The organism is Paucisalibacillus globulus DSM 18846 (genome assembly GCF_000482485.1).
Classification (GTDB): domain Bacteria; phylum Bacillota; class Bacilli; order Bacillales; family Amphibacillaceae; genus Ornithinibacillus; species Ornithinibacillus globulus.
The window spans coordinates 23,733-48,511 of sequence record NZ_AXVK01000026.1 but is presented as its reverse complement, the minus strand read 5'-3'; the positions used below and the strand labels follow the sequence as shown (position 1 = coordinate 48,511).

Genomic DNA, 24,779 nt, shown 5'->3' with positions numbered 1-24,779 from the left:
TATAGTTTAATGATAACATTAGAAGAAGCTATGGTGATTCTAATTTTCACACCGAAAGTAAGGTGATAGTAGAAAATGTTAGAAAACAGAATGAAATCCATATTACGCGAATTAATGGCCGCAACATCACCTATTACAGGTAAATATCTTGCTACGATGAACCAAGTAACAGCGCGTACGACACGAGAAGATGTTAAACACCTCTCAACCACTTTAGAAAAACATGGTGCAAAGATTGATTCCTTGATGGGAAAGGGATACCGGCTAGAAGTTACGGATGAGCAGTCTTTTCGTAACTTTCTAAAAGATATATCCAGCCAAGAAAATCCAGATGATGCCTATGTACCGAGGACACCTGAGGAACGAACAAAATATATCATCACTCGACTTTTACTTCATGAGGAATACATGAAATTAGATGATTTAGCAGAGGAAATGTATATTAGTAAGTCAACCGTTCAAAATGATTTGAAACATGTGAAGGAAATATTGGCGAGCTATGATCTTACTTTAGATGTACGTCCAAATTATGGGTTAAAGGTAAAAGGGGATGAAATGAAGCTTCGTTTTTGCATATCGGAGTATGTCTTTGACCGGAATGAAGCGAGCGGAGAACAATGGATTGACCCACATCTTGTTGCTTTTGACCAAAAAGTGCAGGATAGTTTATATGAGATTATTATGAATCAAATTAATGCGCATACAATCACATTATCAGACATTGCAATAAATAATTTACTGGTGCATCTGGTGATTGCTTATAAGCGGATTATAAGTGGAAATCATGTGACATTATATCATATGGATATTCAGGATATTATCAATCAAAAGGAATATACCGTCGCACAGGAAATTGTAAAGGAAATAGAAGAAACGTATCAAGTAGAATTTCCACCATCCGAAGTAGCTTATATTGCGCTTCATTTACTAGGGACCAAATTGCTTTCTCAGGCGAATGATGTTGTAGAAGGCGTGATGGATGAGGAGATTTTACATCTTGTTACCATGGTGTTGGACCAAATTGAACAGGAATTTAATCTTGGGATTAGCAATGATAAGGAGTTAATCATCGGTTTAGGTCTTCATTTAAAACCAGCTGTTAATCGATATAAGTATGGGATGAATATACGTAATCCAATGATAATGGATATTAAAAAGAATTATCCGTTGGCATTTGAAGTGGCCGTTTTTGCGGGGATAATAATTGGTAAGGAAACAGGATCGGAAATAGATGAAAATGAAGTTGGCTATATTGCACTTCATATCGGTGCAGCGATGGAACGGAGAAAGTTTAGGGCTGGACCAAAGCGGTGTTTAATTGTTTGTGCATCAGGGTTTGGTACCGCACAATTAATTTATTATAAATTGAAAAATAAATTTAGTAATGAACTGGACGTTGTTGGGACGACAGAGTATTACAAATTACGAGATTACAATTTAAATGATATTGATTTTATTGTGAGTTCCATACCAATTCCAGAGGATGTTCCTATACCAGTTATTCAGGTGAATGCTATTTTAGGAGATAGTGATTTAGGTAAGATTAGTCATTTTGTAGGGGATAAGAATCATTCCGTGAATTCCTATTTTGAAAAGGGTTTAATGTTTCTTCAGAAAAAATTCAAAACGATGGATGAGGTTTTGAATTTTATGAATGATGAATTGGTGAAGAAAGGCTTGGTAGATGAGACGTTTCTAGAAGCGGTTTATGAAAGAGAAAAAGTCGCACCTACTTCCTATGGTAACTTAGTAGCGATACCACATCCAATAACACCAAAAACTGAAAAAACCTTTCTAGTAGTCTGTACTTTGGAGAAACCTATCCTATGGTCAGATAAATCAGTCCAGTTCGTCTCCATGCTGTGTGTAAAGAAAAATAGTCAAGAAGACTTACAGGCAATGTATGAAATGCTAGGTAGGATTATAGACGACACCAACATCGTCGGAAAATTGGTTAAAGCAAAAAACTATGAAGAATTTATACGAGTTTTAGAAGAGTAAGAAAAGTCCGTGGGGACAGGTACCTCGGCTCGATTGAGCCGAGGTACCTGTCCCCACGGCTTTATTTAATTTTGATTTCAATGCTATCTTGGTTTTGTTCTACTAAATCTTCAAAGAGTTGATTTGCGTGTTCGGCATATTCTTCAATACCGAATTGGTCTTCCTCTAGTTCACCTAATAATGCTGTAGTGTAGGCATTAATATAGCCAACCATTTCGGTGGATATCTCGGTGTACTTCTTATAGTATTCATTCGGATCCATTCCAAGTTTCTCAGCCTGTGGATCGGCAAACGCGCGTATGGATTGAGCTTCTATACTTTGTGTTTCTTCTTTTGGATACTGGCCATAGGACTCTACTAATTGTTCAATCTGCTTGGAAACATCAACTTTCATCTTTTTAACTTCTTGTTCAGCTAATTTAGCTTTCACAGCCTCTTCAACCATATTCGCAATTTCTTCATCAGGGTACAGCAAACGCATGTAACCAACTGTAATTTCTTCTCCTCTTACAATTGCTGCAACATCTTCGTCGTTATACGCTGCTGCGTTCATGCATCCACTAAGGATGACTAGACAAATGATTAGTAAACTAGTTCGTTTGTACATGGAATACCTCCGTTGATTGATGTCTTGCTAATTACTTCTAAGGGTGTTTCTTTTAAAAACAATGTATGTAGCTTGTCCTTGAATTAGGACTATTAAAGGGGAATTTCATTAAATGGGACATTCTTTATATTAATCCTTTTGAAATACAGTTATCTACAAATCCAAGGATTTACTTTCGTTTATAAAAACAGTTAAATATGGATTATTAGGTGGACTCAATAAACACTAGTGAAACTAATTTTCTATCGTTTTAGTAGATACGAGGTACCTGGGACTGGGAATGCGGTTACTCGTCCCACCGAAGACCATTTGCAATTACTCGCTTCACCGAAACGATTTGTCCCCATAGCTTTGTATAATTTGCATCATAGTATTTAATAGTTGTTTTCTGAAATATCAATACAAAATATAACAAGTTACTTTCACATGTGGTATACTATTGGCAAAATTTTCAATCGTTGAGAGGTGCTTCTCCTTCATGAAAAAAATAGTTTTAATTGTATTAACTTTTACTTTAATGCTCGGAGGATGTGGTGGAATGCAGAATAAGGAAGTAACAAAGAAGGGGTCGGTTTAGCCATCAGATGCTGCTGCACTTCAGGATGAATTTACAAGTGAATTTATTGATACATCTGTAGAAGTTGAGGAAGGGTATCTTCAGTTTAGGTCGAAAACGGGTGGGTATATGATGTTGTATCCAAGTGACGCAATGGCTGACCCAATGACCTATGAAACTAGTGGAGACACATTTGAACTTATTAAATACGGCAATAAAAAGAAAAATAATGTATCTTTCACTGTTTTTTCGACTTATGAATTTAGTAAAGATACTAAGTATACTGAAACGCAATTATATTTGTTGTCAAGTTAATACAAGTATGATGGTGAGTTCGAAATGAATGAACAAGAGGATAGAAATATTTACTATGCAAGTAAGAAGTACTTCACCAAAAAAATGGCTTAAGTAATTTTAGTGTTTTAGGACTAGTTCAGTTTAAAGATACTAATCAAGCTGTGAGATATGAATATAATCAAATTTGCTACGAAGAACAAAAAGGTTGTAACTATGATGAAACTGAAATTCTAAATGGGGCATTCAAATTGATGGAATCGATTACGTTTATCACGCCTAATGAATAGAAAAGACTCATGAAAAGTCAAAAGCATTGATTTCTAAAACTAATACTTTTTCACAAGCAAACCCACTCTCACAACTTATCGACTAGTACTTAATCACCGTTTTCTGAAATATCAAATATAAAACATAATAAAATATCTCTACATATGGTATACTATTGGCAAAATTTTCAATCGCTGTGAGGTGCTTCCCGTTCATGAAAAAAGTGGTATTATTTGTCTTAATTTTTATATTAATGATCGGAGGATGTGGTGGAATGCAGAATAAAGATGAAACAAAGAAAGGCTCGGTTGAACAATCAGATGCTGCTGCGCTTCAAGATGAATTTACTAGTGAGTTTATTGATACCTCTGTAGAAGCTGAGAAAGGCTATCTTCAGTTTAAATCCAAATTAGGTGGATATACAATGTTATTTCCTGAAAATGCAAAACTAGACCCACCTTACTATGAGAAACATGGGGAAACATTTGAAACAGTACAATTTGGTGAGGATAAGGAAACTAACGACTACTTATACTATTCAATTGCAACCTATGATAAGAAAAATGATACTAACGATGCTGAAATATATTTGGACTTACTTTCAACCTTATTAAAATATGATGGTGATTACGATAAGATTGAAAGGGAAGATAAAACAATTTATTTTGCAACCAAAAAGGAAATTAATGATACCAATAAAAAATCGACAACATATAGATTTTTTGGTCTTGTTCAATCAACAGACAGTAACCAGGCTGTAAGGTATGAATATCACGTGATTTGTGATAATGAGAAGGAGTGCTCCTCCAATTATAGTGAGATAGAGAACAAAGTAAAAAAAATTATGGAGTCTGTTACATTTATCTCAGCCAATAATTAGTTGAATGAGTGGTGATTTGGATGGTAAATTCTGAAGTGAAAACTGAAATATTACTGAGTGAAGTTATTAGAAATAGGATCATGAAATTAGAATATGGTAAGTTAACAGAGTGGGAAATTAGACAAATATTTTTAGAAGAAACTGGGCAGGAACTACCTGCATCTATTGATGTATATTACTCAGATGAATTTATCGAAGACTCCGATTCGTATGGTTTTGATGGAACAATAATACACTTCTTCGACGAAGTAAAGGGTATTAACCAAGCATATACTATAACTAGAGGTAGTGAAAAGTACGAAGAAAAATCCTGGAAACCAAGTGATTGGATCTACAATTTGATGGGCATCTTTGTCGGCAAAAATGCAGGGCAGTATGAAGCCGCAATAAAATTTGACCAACAAGTTACTAAAAAGATAGACCAGAAAGTTACCAGCAATATTGAATTAAAAAAAATGGGGTTAGGACACTCACTGGGTGGAAACTTAATCATCATTTTACAACTTACAACTAATTGGTATGACTCTGTCTATGCAACAAATCCAGCCCCGCCATCATATTATCAGTTAGCAAATATAGATAGAGGTTTTAAAGAGGCGTTACAAGTAGAATTCAATATAAATCCTTTTGACTCAAACGCAATCTACGAAATTAACAAAGATGAACTTAAAACCTTTGCAGAAAAATACTACAAAGATGCAGGTAAAAACATCGATATCACCATTGCCAATCAAGATATTCTATATGCAATCAGTAATGTACGTGGATTTATTAAAGTTGGGAATGTCGATTTCATCGATGCATATCCTGGAAAGAATATTGATTCCTTAAAGCCCCTATTTGACAAATTACCTGATGATGTCCTACAAGCTATTCAGGTCTATTTAGCTACGAATCTTTCAGAAGTATACAATGAAGAAGGGTTTGATGGGTTTTTACGAGAGTTAACAGGTGTAAATGGTCAGTTAATAGACGACTTTCTTGGCTACGAAGGTTTTGATTATGTGAAAAATTCTCCTCATCTAATTAAAGAAGGGTACAACATGATTAAAGACATGCAGGTAAAAGTTCCAATCCTACTCGGTCATATTAATGCGCTTCGTGAAAATGTGGAACCAATTTTGGATACCTTTATTGAGCTAGGCTATATGACGGAGAAGGAAAAGAACACAGTCATAACTGAGATAGATGGGTTGGAAAATGATGTGGAGGAACTAGCGACTCTAGTTAGAAATGCATTTAAATTTGATCTCGGCAGTATCGGTAGAATTATAAAACTTTTCGGTGGTATAGAGGACATTTTAAACCGAATTTCTAACCGGGTTGATGCTATTTTTGAGAATACAAAAGTCCTTCGTGAACTAATCCATTACGGTGGTGATGCCCATGGTCTTGCACGGGTTATTGACGCGTTAGGCGGTAAAGGAAGGCATTTTCATCAAGGTGATCTAATCATCGCGAAAAGTATTAATGGGGTGGACATTTCTGTTAATATATCATCTGCAACAAGAATTTTTATGACAGGTACTGCTTTTGTAGATGCAAAATTAGCTCTCCTTAATCAGATGAAATCATATTACGAAGAAGAATATTTGGAGCATTACAAAGAAAGAAAATCAAATTTACTTCAAAAGATAAACGATATGGAATCCTCTCCATCTAATTATCAATATCTCCTTGGCAAATTCACCTACGACACACAACTATTTTATCGATTAACGAATATCAATGTTCATGAGGATATTGGTGCACTACCTTATAATGGATTCCAGGCAGTCTTTGACAATCTATTTGCTTATATGGAGAGTGATATTTTAAAAGATAGAGCTTTTCTTGACGATGTTAAAGATTCGATTGAAAAGTTTTTTGAGGTAGATCAGAAAATCGCAAATCGATTGGGGGCACTATAATGGCTACTGGTCAGCAACGTTTATTTCATCAGTTCCTCACCTATGAGAATGTGACACATAAAGCAGACAGTTTTATAGCTTCCTTAAATCAGTTAGAGGCACTTTCTATGAACATGCAACAGTTGATTAAAGATGAACTAGCAAAAAGTAGTGGAAAGATAGTCGATAAAATCCATGAAGTTTCGGATAAAAATACGAATGAAAATCAGCTCTATTATGATGCTTCAAAAACTTCTATGAAGAATATGGCAATGAAATATAATGAGCTTGCAAATGATCTAAATTATCAAAGTATGACGTTATACTATGAGATTATTGAAATGAATCCTAAGGAGTGAAGTAACGGATGAGGTTACTTCACTCTCTTTATTTAAAAGGAATAGAGTTCATATCCATGTTTTTTACAGGATTCAATATATTCCATTAGATAAAAACTGATAGGGAGGAGGTGCTCACTGGCACAACTATTCTTCTCCAATCCAGCCTAGTCCAATTGCCCCTAAAAACTTAGTTCACTTTACTTACCCAAGTAATGTCAATCATGCAGAAGTCCTTACTGTTTTTAGCACCTTTGACGAATATCTTCCTTGTCTGTTGCGTGATACCCTATTGATAGACACCTAGGATTCCTTCATTCCATTATGGGTTAGGGGGTGTTATATAGAGTTTACTAGTTTAATAATATTTTTGACTCCTAGATTTCACACAAAAAATCTATCATAGGAGGTAAGTAAATTGAAAAACGTTTTTAAACAAATGATTACTGTAGTTGGTTTAACGCTAATGTTTACCCTTGCTTTGTTCATTATCAGTACAGATGAAGCATCTGCCTATAATTGGACTCGCACATTAAGTGAAGGTTCTAGTGGCTCGGATGTCAGGGAATTACAAATTAGAGTGGCTGGCTGGGTTGCTGATTCTCCTACACAGACTTATCTTACTACCGATGGCCAGTTTGGTCCTGCGACAAAAGCTGCTGTCATTCGTTTTCAACGAGCATATGGACTAGCAGCTGATGGAATTGTTGGCTCTGCTACACAAGCAAAACTAAATGACTTAGAACGTTCAAATGGAACAAAACACTTTAATTATAGTGAATTTTATTCAAAAGATGGCAGTGGTTTTAGTGGAGGAAGAGTTTCATCGGCTGTTGTTAAAGAGAATGTGCGTAGAATGATGTATAAGCTAGAGGCAGTTCGTGTGAAAATAGGAAATAAACCAATTACCATCAACTCGGGATTCAGAAGTGTTTCCCATAATAACAACACTCCAGGAAGCTCACCAAACAGCCAACACACATACGGAATTGCAGCAGATATTAAATCATCTGGTGTATCCTTAACAACCCTTAGAAACGTTGCTAGATCATCAGGCTTTAGTGGAGTATATAATGGAAGTTCCTATACTCACTTAGATAGTAGAATCGAATATGCATACGGAGCACAATACTGGTACTGGCCGTGATAGAAACACCTTTTGATAGATTGGTAAAGTGATTGTAAATGATCCATGGGGACAGGTTCCTTGGCTGTTTTTAGGAATGAAATACTTAGTTGATTAATTAATTTCCATCTTGATGATGATTTATAAGCGTACGAATAAATAAATCAATAAATACTTGAATCTGCACATAAATGGGATTGAAAGAAGTCATTTGGAATAAGGGACTAGCTGAGTATTTCCTTAGCTTAAATTGTGGCGAAGTGCTTGAAGTTGAAGCAATAAAACGTTTGCTAAAGAGAAAAGGAACGAATTTGTGAAATGTGATGAACATTCTATTATTCGGCAAAGCTATGGAGACAGGTATCTTGAATTATTACACCAAAATACCTGTTTCCACCTGTCTCTTTAGCTATTTAATACTTGTTTTCTATGTCTTTTGAGTTCCAATAAAGAAACGGCAACAAATGCAACCAATATTATTCCAATTCCAATATACGGTTGTTTTAGTAAGGATATAACGACCATGTAAATGATCCATGGGGACAGGTTCCTTGGCTGTTTTTAAGTATGCAATATGGTACATAGGTTTAAACTTGGTAGTTTGGCTGAGTGAAGGAAGAGAGTTTTTTGATAATTAGTTGCTACAAAAAGGATGAGAAAAATTCTGTTTTGTACTTTACCCAAATGTAGAAAAAGATTATCATTTTATAAATGGCTATTTTCCCACAGCGAAGCTATCTATCTAGCTAAAATAGGAAATGTCCAGATGCTTAAAGAAATTGTGATAATGATTAGGGTCCTTAAAGAATGACAAGAACTATACATGAAGTCGTTATCAATTTGTAGTAGAATACTTTAGCGAAAGGAAACAATAATGAAAATAAACTTTACAAAAAAACAGATGCAGCATTTAATCAGAATTGGCGAAGCTGGAAGTTGGTTAATAAATTCCCATCGTGATGATGAAATAAAAGAGTACGAGGAAATAAATCAATACATTCTTGAATCCGCATATAAAATGGGATTGGAAGAGGTCATTTACGATAAGGGGCTAGCTAAGTATTTCCTTACCCCAGGTGTAGAGGAAGAAATGACGGATTTAGCACAGGAATATGATGATTACACCTTTTTTGAAGAGTTACCTACACATTTGGCAAAGCGTGACTATGCAAGGGAAGAGAATACAAGAAACGATAATCAGGAAAGTTATTTAAGTAGAATTTTTGAGCTTGAGGAAAAGTATGTAGAAGAATTTATGGAAAATGGGCTTGAGAATTTAGAGATTAAAAAGAAATAGTAGATGGAACAACCAATGTACCTGTCCCCATGGCTCCATTGTTGGTACTGGTGGTGATAGATGAATTTTTAAGGTGGTTTGTTCAAGTGATAGCCTAAAGGCGTGAACTTTATTGATTAACAGCGATAAAGTTCACGCCTTTTTTTATGGGAAACATGGATGAGGTATCATTTGCTTCAATAACATCGGCAATGTTTGAAGAGAGACTTTCTAATCTACCTTAACGTGAATCGTCATCAATAGATCCTCCAACATGCAATAACTCAGATGTTAGGGTGATAATGGAGTGTTACTATATTTCAGAGCTGTATTTCAGCAATCAGGTACAACATCAGTCTAGTAGAAGTCCAATTTTGCACATATAGCTGTTACCTATTTGGTCTTACCCTGGGTAATATATTTTTATATAGTATATATAGGACATACTACTCATAAATTTTGATTAGGGGGATTAAGATGGATCAACGTAGTATGGCAATTGTAAATCAGCTTATACAGGAAGACTCCTATCTTTCTATCCAGCAGCTTGCAACATTGTTTAATGTATCGCGACGAACGATTTATAACGACATAGATAAAATAAATGATTGGTTGCGAGATAATGGGTTAGTTGAAATCCAGCAGGTTAGGTCTGAAGGATTATATCTTGAAAAGGAAACCAAAAAAGGAATTCTTGCGATAGAGAATTTTTTAGAAAGCTTTTATTATGAATTTTCCCCAGTGGAAAGAAAGGCATGGATTTATATTCATGTTTTTGCGAGTGAGAAACCATACTACCTAGATGATATTCGTGAGCTTTTTCAAGTTAGTAGGAATACGGTTCTCGAGGATATCAAAAGGTTAAAGGAAGAAATCCAACAGTATGATTTAAGCCTTTATTCAGAACGAGGGTATGGCTATCGATTAAAAGGTATTGAAAGTGATATAAGAAGAATGTTTATCCATTATCTATCGATGGTTGTTCCTAAGGATGGATGGCATGGTTTACTAACTAATATTTCAATGGATACCCCCTCATCGATTGAAACGGTGTTTAAACCTTATTTAATTTTTAATACTAGTTTACTTTTGGAGTTACAAACGTTTCTTTATAGCTATGAGCGTCAGGTTAAGGTAGAGATGACGGACGAAATCCTAAATAAACTAGTGATATTGTTCTATTTCTTTGTACAGCGTATCATGCAACAAGAAGCGGTTCAGGTAGATCCGGTTGAGAAAGAAATTATTCAAATAACAGAAGAGTATTGTGGTGCTAAAACAATTTGCAAGAGTATATCTAATGTGATCCATACGCCCTTCTCTCATGATGAAGTCTGTTATTTTGCGAAGTATTTATTAAGTGCCAAAGTTAATTATGATCAAAGCTTGCAAAAAGAAAGCCAAGAAATGAAGGAATTAAAAGAAGTTATTGGGAAGATGGTTATTGAGTTTGAAGCGTTAGCGGCAATTAACTTTGATAATTTAGAGCATCTAATGCAAAATCTCTTACTACACCTTAAACCCGCATATTTTCGAATTAAATATGGGATTAAAGTGGAGAATGAACTACGGGATATGGTGAAACAAAACCATCCGGAAGTATTTCATATTACGAAACAGGTCATTCATCATTTCGAAAATTTACTAGAACAGTCTATTGACGATAATGAAATTGCCTATATTGCAATGCATTTTGGTGGCTGGTTACGTAAAGAGGGAATGGTTATTGAACAGAGGAAGAAGCGGTTACTCATTGTTTGTACAAATGGCTTAGGAACATCTAGATTACTAGAAAGCCAACTACAAGGCCTTTTTACAGATGTTGAAATCCATGGTGTTACTTCCTTAAGGGAATATGAAAGAATGGAACTTTTTATAGATTTCATAATATCTACCATTCCCTTAAATGACCGAGGCGTTCCAATTTTCGTAGTTAATCCTGTTTTAAGTAATGAAGATAAGGAACAATTATTTCGAAAGGTAAATAGCTTGTTTTCAGATTCTATGCAACCGCAAACATATTCAGTTGATGCTTTAATCGATTTGATAAGTCGTTACGGGACAATTGATGATGAAGGAGCATTGCGCCAAGAATTACGAAGGTATCTTCACTCTCCACATAATGTGGAGAGTAAGGTGATGAAGCAAAGTTTATTCGAACTTTTACCAGGGGAAAGAGTTGCTATCAAGAAGAGCATTGATAATTGGGAAAAGGCAATAGAAGTAGCGGCAAAGCCTTTACTTGAACAAGGATATATAGAGTCTTCCTATGTTGATAGAATGATCCATGCTGTTCATGAGAAGGGGCCATATATTGTTATAGCGGATCGTTTTGCCTTACCACATGGAAGTCCAGATGATGGCGTTCATAAGACTGGATTAAGTATGTTAAAGCTTGAAGAACCAGTGGATATGCTTGGGAAAGAAGTAAATATAATTGTTGTACTGGCATCCATTGATAATGAAAGACATTTAAAAGCAATCTCTCAATTGACGAAGTTGTTTACCGATAAAACAAATCAAGATACGGTAATGCAAACGAAAGAAAAAAGAAAAATTATGAAATTAATTGAAGATTATTCAAGAGAATAGATAACATCATGAGAGGTGAATTGGTAATGAAGTTTTTAGAACCAAGTATTGTTAAGGTAGGTGTTGAGGTAGCTGATGCAGAAGAAGCTATCCATGCTGCGGGGCAACTTCTAGCTAATGAAGGGCTTGTTGAGGAGTCTTATATTGAAGCAATGAAAAATGCCTATCGTAAAAATGGACCATATTTTGTATTAGCGCCACATATCGCTATTCCTCATGCTAGACCTGAGGATGGTGTGAATGAAGCATCGGTTTCGTTCTTGCAATTAAAAGAGCCAGTTGTCTTTGGTCATGCAATGAATGATCCAGTCCGTCTAGTGTTTGGATTAGGAGCATCATCTAGTGATGAGCATTTAATACTTCTTCAAAAACTAACAGGGCTTCTTAATAATTCAGAAAATGTAACCAAGCTATTGAATGCAACAACTGAGGAAGAAATAAAAAACATATTAGAAATGGAGAGATAGTGATGATTAAAGTTTTAACAGTTTGTGGATTAGGACAGGGTACAAGTTTAATTTTAAAGATGAATGTTGAACAAGCACTTAATGAAAAGGGAATTCAAGCAGATGTGGAACATACAGATGTTTCTACAGCATCTAGCATGCAAGCGGATTATATCATTACAAGTAACGAGCTTTCAGAAGGTTTAGTAGGCCATAGTGCGAAGGTATTTATTGTTAATAACTACTTTGATATGGACGAAATCAATCAAGCAATTGATGAAAATATCAGTAAGTAGAAAGTAAAAATAGATAATTATTATGGGGAGGTTTTTTAATGGATACTATTATTTGGATTGCAACAAATGTCTTCGGAGAGGCGGCAATTCTTTTAGGCTTTATTGTTCTTTTAGGATTACTTTTACAGAAGAAGTCCGCTAGTCAAACCATTAGTGGAACATTTAAAGCGGTTATTGGGTTTTTAATCATCAGTGCAGGTTCAGGAGTAATCGTTAATGCATTAGTTGTCTTTGAACCGTTATGGAAGGAAGTATTTAATCTATCTGACCAGCCGCTTGGGGACTTTATGGGTCAAGAAGGATTTAATGCAAAATATGGTAGTGCAGTTACATTAGCAATGACATTAGGTTTTGTTATTAACGTATTATTAGCTCGTTTTACACGATTTAAATTTATCTATTTAACAGGTCATATGATGTTCTGGACAACAACGATCTTTGCAGGGGTTGTCGTTCAAGCTGTTGGCGATATTTCATTTGGTAAATTAGTTATTTTCCTTGCAGTGTTCATGGGTCTATATTGGACAATTCAACCAGCATTAACACAACCATTTATGCGTAAAATCATGGGGAATGATAACATCGCACTTGGTCACACCTCTGCATCTGTTGCATTACTAGGTGCTGTAGCTGGTAAATATTTAGGTAACAAAGAAAATGATTCTGAAAAGATTAAATTACCTAAGGGATTAGAGTTCCTAAGGGATTCAAACGTTATTACTGCTCTAACAATGGGATTATTATTCCTAGTTGGTGCCATAATTATATCTTTCAAAGATACACCAGGAGCAGAAGCATTAGTTGCAGCTGCTGGAGATAAAAACTTTATTATCTATGCACTTATTCAATCACTAACTTTTGCTGCGGGTATTGCGGTAGTGTTACTTGGGGTACGTATGTTCATCGGTGAAATGGTTCCTGCATTTAAAGGGATTGCAACTAAGATTGTACCTGGTGCTAAACCTGCATTAGATAGCCCGGTTGTATTCCCATTCGCACCGAATGCTGTTATCTTAGGATTCTTAGGTGCCTTTGTTGGAGCATTAATCTGGTTAGTAGTATTAGGAAATACTGTAGGATATGTATTTGTTCCAACGATGATCGTATTATTCTTCCACGCTGCAACTGCCGGTGTATTTGGTAATGCTACTGGTGGTGTGCGAGGTGCACTATTAGCAGGATTCATTACGTCAACAGTTGTTGCATGGGGACAATTTATCATGGTTAAGTTTTTACTATCCGATACAATTCCTGACACTGCGATGTGGGCAGCAGATTCAGATATGTTTATCCTAGGTCCAATTATTCGTTTCCTAGCTCAACTATTCTTTTAAGTTATAAATATTTTGGGAGAAGTTATTTCTCCCTTTTTATATTGGAGCACAACCAAGATTATACAATAGGAGTTGATTTTAATGAGTTTTATTCGAACATTTCATGGTGATATTGAGCCAGATAAATTAGGTATTACGTATTCACATGAGCATATTGTATGTAGACCACAATACTGGGTAGAAAGAGAAGCAGATGATCTCCTTCTTGATGATAAGGAAAAGTCGAAACTAGATGTATTAGATTTTAAAAACCTCGGTGGACAAGCTATTGTTGACGCAACTGCCATTGATTATGGACGAGATGTTTTAGCGGTAAAGGAAATATCTGAGGAAACTGGAATAACGATAATTGGGACAGCGGGATTCAATAAAAGTTTTCTATGGGATGCTACAATTCCAGAACATCTAAAAAAAGTTACAGGTGACTACCGTACATTCCATGAGTGGATCGAAGCGAAATCCATTAATGAACTAGCTGATTTTGTAATTAGGGAAATTGAGGAAGGTTTAGAAGGAACTGAAGTAAAAGGTGGACAAGTAAAATTTGGAACAGGATACAACCGCATTACACCATTAGAAGAAAAAACATTGCGCGCAGTTGCACGTGCCCATCATGAAACAAAAGCACCACTTCATTCCCATACGGAAGCAGGGACTATGGGTCTAGAACAAATTGAATTGTTGAAAAGTGAAGGAGTTAATTTAGAATACATTAGCTTCGGTCACATGGACCGTAACCCAGATCCATTCTATCATGCAAAAATTGCTAGTACTGGGGCATTACTTTCTTTTGATGGTATTTCTAAAATTAAATATGCACCAGAAAGTACTAGGATACAAAATATTTTGGATTTAGTAGATAAAGGGTATGAAGATCAGATTCTTATCAGTGGAGACACAGCAAGAAAGAGTTATTATAAACACTACGATCACGGTTTAGGTTTAGAAAATATTCTTGGAAAATGGGTGCCTCGATTTATCGAAGAAGCTAATCAAAAAGGATACGATGGAGAAGCATTAATTGACAAATTCTTTATTCAAAATCCAGCAAGATGCTTTACCTTTAAGAAATAATTTCAGGAATGGAGTAGGTGTACGGTGCAATTTCAATTTGAAAACTCATTTGATGTAAAAGAGAAAATAAACAAGTCAAAAATAGCTATTTTGCCAATCGGTGCTGTGGAAGCACATGGAGCTCATTTACCACTTGGTACGGATAATATACTTGCAGAACGATTATCTGAAAAGCTTGCAGAACGTGTAAATGGCTTTGTTTTACCTACCTTACCCTATGGTCAGGTTTGGAGTCTGCGTAATTTCCCTGGGAGCATTAATATAAGTAATAATTCGCTCATTCGTTTCATTGTTGATATTGGGGAGAGTCTGTATAAACAGGGTTTTACAACCTTTGCAATGGTGAACGGCCACCTTGGTAATGCAACCGCAATGAAGGAAGCTGCGCGCGAGTTGTTTGAAACTTGTCCAGGGATGAAGGTCTTATATCTTTTCTATCCTGGAATGAATAAAGCTGCTGCAGAAGTTAGGGAAACGAAATCTTCCCATGGTACGTATTTCCACGCGTGTGAAATTGAAACATCTTATATGCTTTATTTGGCTCCTGAGTATGTTGATATGGATAGGGCAATTACAGATATTCCAGATATTCCAATGAGTGCGGATGTAACTCCAACTCCATGGGAGGATTTTACAAGTACAGCTGTACTCGGTGATGCAAAGCTCGCTACGGAGGAAAAAGGTAAATATATTATAGATATCGCATTAGAAAATATGGTGAAATTGATTACTGAATAGATGGAAGGTGAATAAGTGATGTTGCAGGAAAAATTGTATGATAAATTTTTATTTAACTTCTTAGCAAAGGATGCTAAGAATGCATCCGATGTTATGGAAGCGGCAAATGGCTATGTTGTACCAGGAATTGTATCTGATAAATTTAATACGACCGAAGAGGCTGCTTCTGTCGTTACGGAATTAAAGACTGTTGCAGATATAGTAAGTATTGGGCTTGGTGGTGGAGGAAATACAGATAATTGGAAGCGAGTATTGGATATTGCAGTAGCTTCTAAACCGGGTCATCTCAATCAACCATTTGAATCAGCTACGTTTACAACAGGCTTTTTAGAAGGCAAAGGGGTTACTAATCAACTAGTTAATGCACTAGTCCAACCGACAGGTGAAGTGGGTAAAATTAAGCTAGCAACTACAGGACAAATTTATAAGGTAGAAGCGTTTTTAGAAATTGCTGTTAGTCTTGGTATCGAAAGTATCAAAATGATGCCAGTAAAAGGAACACAACACCTTGATGAATTAATTTATTTAACAAAAGTAGCCGCCGAAAAAGGTATCCGAGGAGTGGAACCTGCTGGTGGAATCGATGAATCCAACATCCTTGATATTGTTAAAGGTGTTCGGGATATTGATATTGAGTTCTTTATGCCGCATATTTTTGGTTCAACAATAGATAAAGAAACTGGTTTAACCATTCCAAGTAAAGTAAAAGAAATTTATTTAGCAGTGGAGGGATAAGTTTGATTCAACAATATTTTGGGAAAATCACTGAATTATTATCATTAGTAGAAAAAGAGGAAAAAAGCGCATTAGAGAAGGCAGCGCATAAAGTTGCTGAAACCATTCAAAATGATGGTATTGTCCATCTTTTCGGTTGTGGACACTCTCACATTTTAACAGAAGAAGTGTATTATCGTGCTGGAGGACTAGTTCCTATTCATCCTATATTGCATGAGCCACTAATGCTACACGAAGGTGCAGTACGTTCATCGACTCTTGAGCGAAAAAATGATTATGCGAAGGACTTTATGATGGATGAGGATATTCAAACAGGTGACGTTATTTTCGTAATTTCCACATCTGGAAGAAATCCTGTTCCAGTTGATGTAGCTAATATTGCAAAAGAGAAAGGTGCTTATGTTATTGGGATCACTTCTATTGAATATTCCTCTAGCCAGCCTTCTCGTCATACTAGTGGGAAGCATTTATATGATGCAGTTGACATTGTGATAAATAATCATGCTCCAGTTGGAGATGCACTATTATCCCACGAAAAGGTAGAGGTTAGTTTTTCACCTAGCTCAACAGTTATTGGTGCAACAATTTTAAATGCCATACTTGGAGAAGCAATTAAAATAATGGCTGAGAATGGCTTTGAGCCTCCGGTATTCCTAAGTGGCAATATTGAAGGTGCAGATAATCATAATCAGAAATTAATCGATAAATACAGTGACCGTGTGAAATTGTAATATAGTAGAATCAAGATCCGTAGAAGAAATTCTTCTACGGATCTTGATTTATAAGACGGGTTTTATGTACTAGCAATAATTTCTTTTATTGTCTTAATCTTAGTTTCATCTAGTCCATAATCGAAACTATCATTCTTTCGTGCACCTGAGCCAAAATGTACAAAATCCGGTTTTGTAGATTGGAAAAACTTCTCAAATGAATCTACACGAAGTCCATGTCCTACCATAATAGATAAATGTGTCCTACTAGCCATATCGATTAATTCATTTATTTGTTCCACTGCTTCAGGAGCATTGTAGTTACCACCTGCCGTTAGTATGGTGGTTATTTCTGGAACCTGTTTTAAACTTTCTAGTGCCTCTATTTGATTGCGTGAAAAGTCAAATGCCCGGTGAATGGTAACTTCTAAACCATCTGCAACTTCTAGTAAATTTGAAATGAATTCTATATCTACTGCACCCTCTTTAGTAAGTGCACCTACGACTATCCCGTTAGCCCCTAACTTTTTAACCATTTTAATATCTCTTTTCATAACTTCTAAATCGTCTGCATTGTAAACAAAAGATTGGCTATGAGGTCTAATGATAACATTAATAGGAATTCGAACTGATTCTACCGCGGCTTGAATAAGTCCATAGCTTGGTGTTATGCCCAATTCTGACATAGCAGGGCTAAGTTCGATACGATCCGCACCATATCTCTCCGCATCTTTGACATCTGTCAGGTTTGTAGCAATTATTTCTAACATGTAACTCAACTCCTTTTATGATTCCACCATACTTGTTATTAGGTATTAAGGCAATTAAAAGGAAGTAGAAAGAACCATGGGGACAGGTCCACTGGCTCCCCTCTTTTTATAAATAAAATTCCTCCAGCCAAATATGGCAATACACGACTAATAAAAATAAAGGATGATCAGAATTTATCAAAATCCATTGTACAACCTATATGAATTGATTGTGCCGATGTACCTGTCCCCATGGTCTTTTTTTGAAATATTTAATTCTTCAATTGCATGTACGTACAATTTGTATTAATATATAGGTATAATGTATATGTTATACGTACATGATGTTTTTTGATTGGGGAGGGTGGGAGAAATGTTAGATGATTTGAAACAGAAGGTGCTTGAGGCTAATTTAGCATTGCCAAAATATAATTTAGTAACTTTTACTTGGGGAAATGTAAGCGGTGTCAGTAGAGAGGATAATCTTATGGTTATTAAGCCGAGTGGTGTTCCGTATGAAAAGTTAACGCGTGACGATATGGTTGTTGTTGATTTTGATGGGAATATTGTGGAGGGAAATTTAAAACCTTCTTCTGATACACCAACACATCTTGTTCTATATAAAAACTTCCCTGAAATTGGTGGAATTGTACATACACATGCACCAGGTTCCACAAGTTGGGCCCAGGCAGGTATAAGTATACCAGCTTTAGGTACGACACATGGTGACTACTTTTATGGAGAAGTACCTTGCACTCGGGCAATGACGGAGGCAGAAATAAAGGGTGAATATGAGCTCGAGACCGGTCATGTAATAGTTGAAACGTTTCATGAGAAAGCGATAGATCCGAATCAAATGCCTGGGGTGCTCGTAAACAGTCATGCATCATTTACTTGGGGAAAGGACCCTGATGAGGCAGTCCATCATTCAGTAGTTTTAGAGGAAATTGCCAAAATGGCACTGCAAACCTATCAGTTGAATCCAGCTATTCGCCCGATGAGTCAAGTGCTATTGGATAAACATTATTTAAGAAAACATGGGAAAAAAGCGTATTATGGCCAAAATTAACGAAGGGGGCAGTGAACATGGCGGGGAAGTATTCAATTGGGGTTGACTTCGGTACGGAATCAGGAAGGGCTGTTTTAGTTTCATTAAAAAGTGGTAAAGAAATTGCAGATCATGTTACACCGTACAGACATGGTGTGATTGACGACAAGTTACCAGAATCAGGTGTTAAATTGGGGTATGAATGGGCCCTGCAACACCCAAGTGATTATATCGAAGTCTTAGTGGAGGCAATTCCCCAAGTCATTAAACAATCCGGAGTTGATCCAAATGACATTATTGGACTAGGGATTGATTTTACGGCATGTACCATGTTGCCGATTGATGAACATGGCGTACCACTATGCTTTCATTCCGAGTTAAAGGATAATCCGCATAGTTGGGTGAAACTGTGGAAACATCATGCTGCACAGGATGAGGCAAATAAATTAAATGATATTGCTGAAAAAATGGGTGAAGCCTTTTTGCCTAGATACGGCGGTAAAATATCATCTGAATGGATGATTGCAAAGATATGGCAAATCTTAAATGAAGCACCAGATATTTATGAAAAAACGAATCAATTTGTGGAAGCGACCGATTGGGTTATTTCAAAACTGACTAATAATTTAGTGAGAAATAGCTGTACAGCAGGCTATAAAGCAATCTGGCATAAGCGAGATGGTTATCCAAGTAAGGAGTTTTTCCAATCACTTGATGCCCGGTTGGAAAATCTAGTGGAAACTAAATTACGTGGTGATGTACTTCCTTTGGGGACGAAAGCTGGTGAGTTAACACCAGAAATGGCAAAGCTTACCGGTTTACATGCTGGAATAGCTATAGCTGTAGGGAATGTTGATGCACATGCTGCAGTACCTGCTATGGGTGTGGTTGAGCCAGGGAAATTAGTTATGGCCATGGGAACTTCTATTTGTCACATGCTTTTAGGGAACGAAGAAAAACAAGTAGAAGGTATGTGTGGTGTAGTGGAAGACGGGATCATTCCTGGATTCTATGGCTATGAAGCAGGACAGTCCGCTGTTGGGGATATTTTTGCCTGGTTTGTCAATCAAGCAGTTCCAGAATACGTAAAAGAGGCTGCAGAGGAAGAAGGAGTAAATATCCACCACTATTTAGAGAAAAAGGCAGCGGATTACAAGCCGGGTGAAACTGGATTATTGGCGCTGGACTGGTGGAATGGTAACCGTTCTGTATTAGTTGATACGGATCTAAGTGGGCTTATAGTCGGTATGACATTACAAACGAGACCAGAGGAACTATATCGTGCACTACTGGAGTCAACGGCATTTGGTACTCGAAAAATTGTTGATGCTTTTGAAAGTAATGGTATCGAAGTGAATGAGTTATATGCATGTGGTGGATTGCCACATAAAAATAAATTGCTCATGCAAATCTATGCAGACGTTACGAATCGGACGATTAAAATTGCTGATTCATATCATACACCTGCTTTAGGTGCCGCGATGTTTGGGGCGGTTGCTGCAGGAGAAAGTCGTGGCGGCTATGACACTATTTTAGATGCAACGAAGAATATGGCTCGTGTAAAGGATGAAGTAATTCAGCCTATTCCGGAACACGTTGCAATCTATGAAAAAATCTACCAAGAATATTCCATGCTACATGATTACTTCGGTCGTGGGGAAAACGATGTGATGAAGAGATTGAGAGATATAAGAACAGCTACCAGAAACTAAACAGGGGGAATACATATGTTAACTATTAAACCTTATGAATTTTGGTTCGTAACAGGAAGTCAGCACTTATACGGTGAAGAGGCACTTCAAGAGGTAGAAGATCATTCTAAGCATATGACGGAATCACTCAATGAAGCTGGTAATCTACCATATAAGATTATTTTCAAAACGGTGCTAACGAATTCAAATGATATTAGTAAATTAATGCATGCTGCGAATAGTGATGAAAATTGTGCTGGATTAATCACTTGGATGCATACATTTTCACCTGCAAAAATGTGGATTCATGGTTTAAAAGCATTGCAAAAGCCATTACTGCATTTGCATACACAGTTTAATCGTGATATTCCATGGCAATCTATTGATATGGATTTTATGAACTTAAACCAATCTGCACATGGTGACCGTGAGTATGGATTTATTGGAACCCGTATGCATGTCCCAAGGAAAGTTGTTGTTGGGCATTGGGACAACCGTGATGTAAAGGAAAAGATTGGAAATTGGATGAAGACAGCTGTAGCAGTTACGGAAGGTACCAATATACGCGTTGCTCGTTTTGGGGACAATATGCGTCATGTCGCAGTAACTGATGGAGATAAAGTAGAAGCACAAATTAAATTTGGGTGGACGGTAGATTACTATGGAATCGGTGATTTAGTAGAAGAAATGTCAACCATCACGGAAGATGAAATTAATCATTTATATGAGGAATACCGTAAGCTTTATGAATTACCTGTTGAAGCAAATGAAGCTGGACCAATTAAAGACTCCATTCTAGAACAGGCACGAATTGAATTAGGGTTGAAAGCATTTTTAACGAAACATGGCTATCATGCATTTACAACTAACTTTGAAGATCTTCATGGTATGAAACAACTTCCGGGCTTAGCTGCGCAACGTTTAATGGCGGAGGGGTATGGATTTGCTGGTGAAGGTGATTGGAGAACTGCAGCATTATTACGGATGATGAAGGTAATTGCAGGTAATAAAGGGACATCATTCATGGAAGATTATACGTACCACCTTGAGCCTGGTAATGAAATGATTTTAGGATCGCATATGTTGGAAATCTGTCCAACTATAGCCGCTTCAAAACCTAAGATTGTTGTCAATCCGCTTGGTATCGGTGGTAAGGAGGACCCTGCTCGCCTTGTATTTGATGGCCAAAGTGGCAATGCAGTAGTTGCTTCACTTGTTGAACTTGGAGGAAGATATCGTCTTGTAGTTAACGAAGTCAAAGCCGAACAGCCAGGAGAAGAAACGCCAAATCTTCCAGTGGCAAAGGTTTTATGGAAACCGGAACCTTCTTTAAGTGAAGCTACCGAATCGTGGATTTATGCAGGTGGCGCCCATCATACCGTATTTTCTTACGAAGTCACAACAGATGCCTTGTATGATTTTGCCGACATGACAAATATTGAATGTGTTGTCATTGATAAACATACGAATGTTAGACAACTACGGACCGAATTAAAGTTTGGTGAGGCAGTTTGGAAATAAACGTAGTACATGAGATTTGCAACCCGAGCAAATCTCTATTTTTTTCATATCATCATATAAGATGTAAATAAGACATCCTATATGATATGCTTAACTTATACGAATATGTTTGAAGTACGCATTAAGGGTGATTACATGACAAAATATAATATGGTTAAAAATGCAATTCAATCGAAAATAACAGATGGAACATATACAGCACACCAAAAAATTAGCTCGGAAAGTGAGTTGATGAAAGAATTCGGTGTTAGTCGCCATACGGTAAGGCAAGCAATTGGTGAATTAGTAACAACGGGTTGGTTGTACCGGGAGCAAGGTTCAGGTACATTTTGTGCGGATAGAACGGTTGAAAAAAAGAGTGAACATCGAGAAAACCAGAAAAGCATTGCGATTGTTACGACGTATATATCCGACTATATTTTTACCTCTATCATTAGAGGAGCTGAAGCACGCTTAAGTGAAGCGGGGTATCAAGTTAGTATTTTCAGTACAAATAATAATCATGAGAATGAACGGCTGATTCTAGGGAAACTGCTTAATCAAAAATTTGATGGTGTAATCGTAGAACCGACCAAAAGTGCTTATTCCAATCCAAATCTAGCTTATTATTTGGAGCTAGAGCAACAGTCTATTCCCTATATTATGATAAATGCCTACTATGATGAACTAGAGCCAATAAGCATTGTCATGGATGATGAAAAAGGTGGCTTTATTCAAACAGAGCATCTAATTAATCTGGGGCACCGGAATATCATTGGCTGTTTTAAGACCGATGATATGCAAGGGGCTCAACGTATGAAAGGGTTCTTAAAAGCTCACAGGAAAAATAATGTCCCAATTAATCCTAGGAATATTATTACCTATACAACAGAAGGAAAAGAAACGAAACCAGTTCAAGAACTTGATAAACTACTATCTGCACCAAATCACGGGCTTACAGGGCTAGTTTGTTATAATGACGAAATTGCCATGAAATTACTGAATGTATTAAGGGAAAAAAACATCATTATACCAGATGATTTCTCGATGGTAGGCTATGACGATTCCTTTTTAGCAGAAATATCAGAAGTGAAATTAACTTCTATTGTACATCCCAAAAGTCTTATGGGGGAAGAAGCGGCTAATACAATACTCGATCTAATAAATTCAAAAAAGAATAAAAACAATGATGCGTTTAATAGAAATTCGATTGTCTATTCACCAGAATTAGTAGTTAGAACATCTACAAAAGATATAAATGAATAACGATAATTTGTAAAAGATTTGGATTAAAATGCTTAAATCCAGGTCTTTTATTTTTTTTACCTAAATATAGAAAACATTATAAATTTTATATTGCATTAATAGTCTGTGTAATTTATAATAAATGTACGTACAAGATTAGTAATTTATAAATTGATTGTACGAACAATTTGGAAAGAAGATTAATCATTATTTTACAGAGTACATATTTTTTTAAAACATTATGAAAGCGCTATCCTGACAGACTCTGTTTAATAAAAAATTATTTAATAGAAATAGGGGGAAAAAAGAATGAAGAAGTTTACGTTAATTTTAGGTATATTCCTTCTTACCTTAGCCTTGGTTGCTTGTGGTAAAGATGCGGGAGGAGACGGTGATTCAAAAACGGTTGGAATTGCGATGCCAACGAAGTCTTCTGAAAGATGGGTATATGATGGCGACAATATGAAAGCAGAGTTTGAAAAGCTAGGATATGACGTTGATCTGCAATATGCAGAGGATGTTGTGGAGAATCAATTATCCCAAATTGAAAACATGATTACAAAAGGTGTGGACATTCTTGTAATCGCTTCAATTGATGGTGAGGCGCTTACAGATGTACTTGAAAAGGCAAAGAATCAAGATATACCTGTTATTGCGTATGATCGTTTAATCATGAATAGTGACCATGTAAGTTATTACGCTACATTCGATAACTTCCAGGTTGGTGTTTTACAAGCAAAGTATATTGAAGAAAAATTAGGGTTAGCTGATGGTGAAGGTCCATTTAATATTGAATTATTTGCTGGTTCACCTGATGATAACAACGCATATTTCTTCTGGGATGGAGCTATTTCTATTCTTCAACCATATATTGATAATGGTCAATTAGTTGTTAAAAGTGGTCAAACTGAATTTGAACAAGGTGCAACATTACGTTGGGACGGTGCAAAAGCACAAGAACGTATGGATAACTTGTTAAGTGCTCATTACTCTGGCGAAAAGGTAGATGTTGTATTATCACCATTTGATGGAATTAGCCGTGGAGTTATTTCATCACTAAAGGCTGTTGGATATGGCTCAGCTGATAATCCAATGCCGATTGTCACTGGTCAGGATGCAGAACTTGCTTCTGTAAAATCAATCATTGCTGGCGAACAAACGCAAACCATTTTTAAAGATACGAGAGAATTAGCTGCCAAGGCGGTTAATATGGCTGACTCTGTACTAAAAGATGAAGAGCCAGAAATAAATGATGAGGAAACATATGATAATGGGAAGAAAGTAGTTCCTTCTTATCTATTAGAACCTATCTCCGTTGATATTGATAACTACAAAGAAGCGCTAGTAGATACAGAGTATTATACGGAGGACGAATTACAATAAT

General features: G+C 36.3%; 22 protein-coding genes. 20 read left to right on the top strand and 2 right to left on the bottom strand.

The genetic code is table 11. The annotated features are described in order from the left end of the window. Positions 1-75: 75 nt before the first annotated feature. Complete coding sequence (locus K332_RS0107560; protein WP_026906898.1) at positions 76-2,001, top strand: BglG family transcription antiterminator; 1,926 nt, start codon at positions 76-78, stop codon at positions 1,999-2,001. A 61-nt stretch (positions 2,002-2,062) separates the two neighbouring features. Here K332_RS0107560 and K332_RS0107555 read toward each other — a convergent pair whose 3' ends face one another. Further along, on the bottom strand, positions 2,063-2,608 hold the full coding sequence (locus K332_RS0107555) for a hypothetical protein (protein ID WP_026906897.1): 546 nt from the start codon (positions 2,606-2,608) through the stop codon (positions 2,063-2,065). Positions 2,609-3,296: 688 nt separating this feature from the next. Between K332_RS0107555 and K332_RS0107545 the strand changes: the two genes are divergently transcribed. The 14 genes from K332_RS0107545 (at position 3,297) to K332_RS0107480 (ending at position 17,183) form a co-directional block, all read left to right on the top strand. After that, a complete protein-coding gene (locus tag K332_RS0107545) occupies positions 3,297-3,479 on the top strand; it encodes a hypothetical protein (RefSeq protein ID WP_026906896.1) in 183 nt (60 codons plus the stop codon). Between the two features lie 463 nt (positions 3,480-3,942). Further along, positions 3,943-4,608: a hypothetical protein gene (locus K332_RS0107540; protein ID WP_026906895.1), complete on the top strand. Its 666-nt coding sequence runs from the start codon at positions 3,943-3,945 to the stop codon at positions 4,606-4,608. 20 nt (positions 4,609-4,628) lie between these two features. Further along, positions 4,629-6,518: a DUF6792 domain-containing protein gene (locus K332_RS0107535; protein WP_026906894.1), complete on the top strand. Its 1,890-nt coding sequence runs from the start codon at positions 4,629-4,631 to the stop codon at positions 6,516-6,518. Beyond that, positions 6,518-6,856: a hypothetical protein gene (locus K332_RS0107530; RefSeq protein WP_026906893.1), complete on the top strand. Its 339-nt coding sequence runs from the start codon at positions 6,518-6,520 to the stop codon at positions 6,854-6,856. The genes K332_RS0107535 and K332_RS0107530 overlap by 1 nt, the downstream gene beginning before the upstream one ends. Positions 6,857-7,253: 397 nt before the next feature. Continuing rightward, positions 7,254-7,982, top strand: coding sequence for a D-Ala-D-Ala carboxypeptidase family metallohydrolase (locus K332_RS0107525; RefSeq protein WP_026906892.1), 729 nt, complete (start codon positions 7,254-7,256; stop codon positions 7,980-7,982). An 853-nt stretch (positions 7,983-8,835) separates the two neighbouring features. After that, on the top strand, positions 8,836-9,258 hold the full coding sequence (locus tag K332_RS0107520) for a hypothetical protein (protein WP_026906891.1): 423 nt from the start codon (positions 8,836-8,838) through the stop codon (positions 9,256-9,258). A 456-nt stretch (positions 9,259-9,714) separates the two neighbouring features. Next, the gene (locus K332_RS22135; protein ID WP_051359383.1) at positions 9,715-11,829 is read left to right on the top strand and encodes a BglG family transcription antiterminator; all 2,115 of its coding nucleotides are present in this window, start codon (positions 9,715-9,717) and stop codon (positions 11,827-11,829) included. Positions 11,830-11,855: 26 nt separating this feature from the next. Next, entirely contained in the window at positions 11,856-12,296 is a 441-nt protein-coding gene (locus tag K332_RS0107510; RefSeq protein ID WP_026906890.1) for a PTS sugar transporter subunit IIA, read from the top strand. Between the two features lie 5 nt (positions 12,297-12,301). Then, positions 12,302-12,571 carry a PTS sugar transporter subunit IIB gene (locus tag K332_RS0107505; RefSeq protein ID WP_026906889.1) on the top strand — a complete coding sequence of 90 codons (270 nt, stop codon included), beginning with the start codon at positions 12,302-12,304 and terminating at the stop codon, positions 12,569-12,571. A 38-nt stretch (positions 12,572-12,609) separates the two neighbouring features. Further along, positions 12,610-13,905, top strand: a complete 1,296-nt coding sequence (locus tag K332_RS0107500) for a PTS ascorbate transporter subunit IIC (RefSeq protein ID WP_026906888.1) — start codon at positions 12,610-12,612, stop codon at positions 13,903-13,905. 81 nt (positions 13,906-13,986) lie between these two features. Beyond that, positions 13,987-14,979: a phosphotriesterase family protein gene (locus K332_RS0107495; RefSeq protein ID WP_026906887.1), complete on the top strand. Its 993-nt coding sequence runs from the start codon at positions 13,987-13,989 to the stop codon at positions 14,977-14,979. Between the two features lie 24 nt (positions 14,980-15,003). Further along, positions 15,004-15,717, top strand: coding sequence for a creatininase family protein (locus tag K332_RS0107490; protein WP_026906886.1), 714 nt, complete (start codon positions 15,004-15,006; stop codon positions 15,715-15,717). Positions 15,718-15,735: 18 nt separating this feature from the next. Next, complete coding sequence (locus K332_RS0107485; RefSeq protein ID WP_026906885.1) at positions 15,736-16,452, top strand: KDGP aldolase; 717 nt, start codon at positions 15,736-15,738, stop codon at positions 16,450-16,452. A gap of 2 nt (positions 16,453-16,454) precedes the next feature. Continuing rightward, positions 16,455-17,183, top strand: coding sequence for an SIS domain-containing protein (locus tag K332_RS0107480; protein WP_026906884.1), 729 nt, complete (start codon positions 16,455-16,457; stop codon positions 17,181-17,183). A gap of 62 nt (positions 17,184-17,245) precedes the next feature. Here K332_RS0107480 and K332_RS0107475 read toward each other — a convergent pair whose 3' ends face one another. Further along, on the bottom strand, positions 17,246-17,932 hold the full coding sequence (locus tag K332_RS0107475; RefSeq protein WP_036688375.1) for a copper homeostasis protein CutC: 687 nt from the start codon (positions 17,930-17,932) through the stop codon (positions 17,246-17,248). Positions 17,933-18,284: 352 nt separating this feature from the next. Here K332_RS0107475 and araD point away from each other — a divergent pair, with 352 nt between their 5' ends. The 5 genes from araD (at position 18,285) to chvE (ending at position 24,778) form a co-directional block, all read left to right on the top strand. Further along, the gene (gene araD, locus K332_RS0107470; protein WP_026906882.1) at positions 18,285-18,980 is read left to right on the top strand and encodes an L-ribulose-5-phosphate 4-epimerase; all 696 of its coding nucleotides are present in this window, start codon (positions 18,285-18,287) and stop codon (positions 18,978-18,980) included. 17 nt (positions 18,981-18,997) lie between these two features. Beyond that, positions 18,998-20,671 (top strand): ribulokinase, encoded by a 1,674-nt coding sequence (locus K332_RS0107465; protein ID WP_026906881.1) that lies wholly within the window; start codon positions 18,998-19,000, stop codon positions 20,669-20,671. A 15-nt stretch (positions 20,672-20,686) separates the two neighbouring features. After that, positions 20,687-22,171, top strand: coding sequence for an L-arabinose isomerase (gene araA / locus K332_RS0107460; protein WP_026906880.1), 1,485 nt, complete (start codon positions 20,687-20,689; stop codon positions 22,169-22,171). Between the two features lie 135 nt (positions 22,172-22,306). After that, positions 22,307-23,416, top strand: a complete 1,110-nt coding sequence (locus K332_RS0107455; protein ID WP_026906879.1) for a GntR family transcriptional regulator — start codon at positions 22,307-22,309, stop codon at positions 23,414-23,416. Positions 23,417-23,704: 288 nt separating this feature from the next. Beyond that, entirely contained in the window at positions 23,705-24,778 is a 1,074-nt protein-coding gene (gene chvE / locus K332_RS0107450; RefSeq protein WP_026906878.1) for a multiple monosaccharide ABC transporter substrate-binding protein, read from the top strand. The last annotated feature ends 1 nt before the right edge of the window (position 24,779 follow it).

What these genes read in the sequence shown, in the direction of transcription:
- K332_RS0107560 (WP_026906898.1), top strand. Translation starts at nt 76, where the DNA reads ATGTTAGAAAACAGAATGAAATCCATATTACGCGAATTAATGGCCGCA.
- K332_RS0107555 (WP_026906897.1), bottom strand. Translation starts at nt 2,608, where the DNA reads ATGTACAAACGAACTAGTTTACTAATCATTTGTCTAGTCATCCTTAGT.
- K332_RS0107545 (WP_026906896.1), top strand. Translation starts at nt 3,297, where the DNA reads ATGTTGTATCCAAGTGACGCAATGGCTGACCCAATGACCTATGAAACT.
- K332_RS0107540 (WP_026906895.1), top strand. Translation starts at nt 3,943, where the DNA reads ATGAAAAAAGTGGTATTATTTGTCTTAATTTTTATATTAATGATCGGA.
- K332_RS0107535 (WP_026906894.1), top strand. Translation starts at nt 4,629, where the DNA reads ATGGTAAATTCTGAAGTGAAAACTGAAATATTACTGAGTGAAGTTATT.
- K332_RS0107530 (WP_026906893.1), top strand. Translation starts at nt 6,518, where the DNA reads ATGGCTACTGGTCAGCAACGTTTATTTCATCAGTTCCTCACCTATGAG.
- K332_RS0107520 (WP_026906891.1), top strand. Translation starts at nt 8,836, where the DNA reads ATGAAAATAAACTTTACAAAAAAACAGATGCAGCATTTAATCAGAATT.
- K332_RS22135 (WP_051359383.1), top strand. Translation starts at nt 9,715, where the DNA reads ATGGATCAACGTAGTATGGCAATTGTAAATCAGCTTATACAGGAAGAC.
- K332_RS0107510 (WP_026906890.1), top strand. Translation starts at nt 11,856, where the DNA reads ATGAAGTTTTTAGAACCAAGTATTGTTAAGGTAGGTGTTGAGGTAGCT.
- K332_RS0107500 (WP_026906888.1), top strand. Translation starts at nt 12,610, where the DNA reads ATGGATACTATTATTTGGATTGCAACAAATGTCTTCGGAGAGGCGGCA.
- K332_RS0107495 (WP_026906887.1), top strand. Translation starts at nt 13,987, where the DNA reads ATGAGTTTTATTCGAACATTTCATGGTGATATTGAGCCAGATAAATTA.
- K332_RS0107485 (WP_026906885.1), top strand. Translation starts at nt 15,736, where the DNA reads ATGTTGCAGGAAAAATTGTATGATAAATTTTTATTTAACTTCTTAGCA.
- K332_RS0107475 (WP_036688375.1), bottom strand. Translation starts at nt 17,932, where the DNA reads ATGTTAGAAATAATTGCTACAAACCTGACAGATGTCAAAGATGCGGAG.
- araD (WP_026906882.1), top strand. Translation starts at nt 18,285, where the DNA reads ATGTTAGATGATTTGAAACAGAAGGTGCTTGAGGCTAATTTAGCATTG.
- K332_RS0107465 (WP_026906881.1), top strand. Translation starts at nt 18,998, where the DNA reads ATGGCGGGGAAGTATTCAATTGGGGTTGACTTCGGTACGGAATCAGGA.
- araA (WP_026906880.1), top strand. Translation starts at nt 20,687, where the DNA reads ATGTTAACTATTAAACCTTATGAATTTTGGTTCGTAACAGGAAGTCAG.
- K332_RS0107455 (WP_026906879.1), top strand. Translation starts at nt 22,307, where the DNA reads ATGACAAAATATAATATGGTTAAAAATGCAATTCAATCGAAAATAACA.
- chvE (WP_026906878.1), top strand. Translation starts at nt 23,705, where the DNA reads ATGAAGAAGTTTACGTTAATTTTAGGTATATTCCTTCTTACCTTAGCC.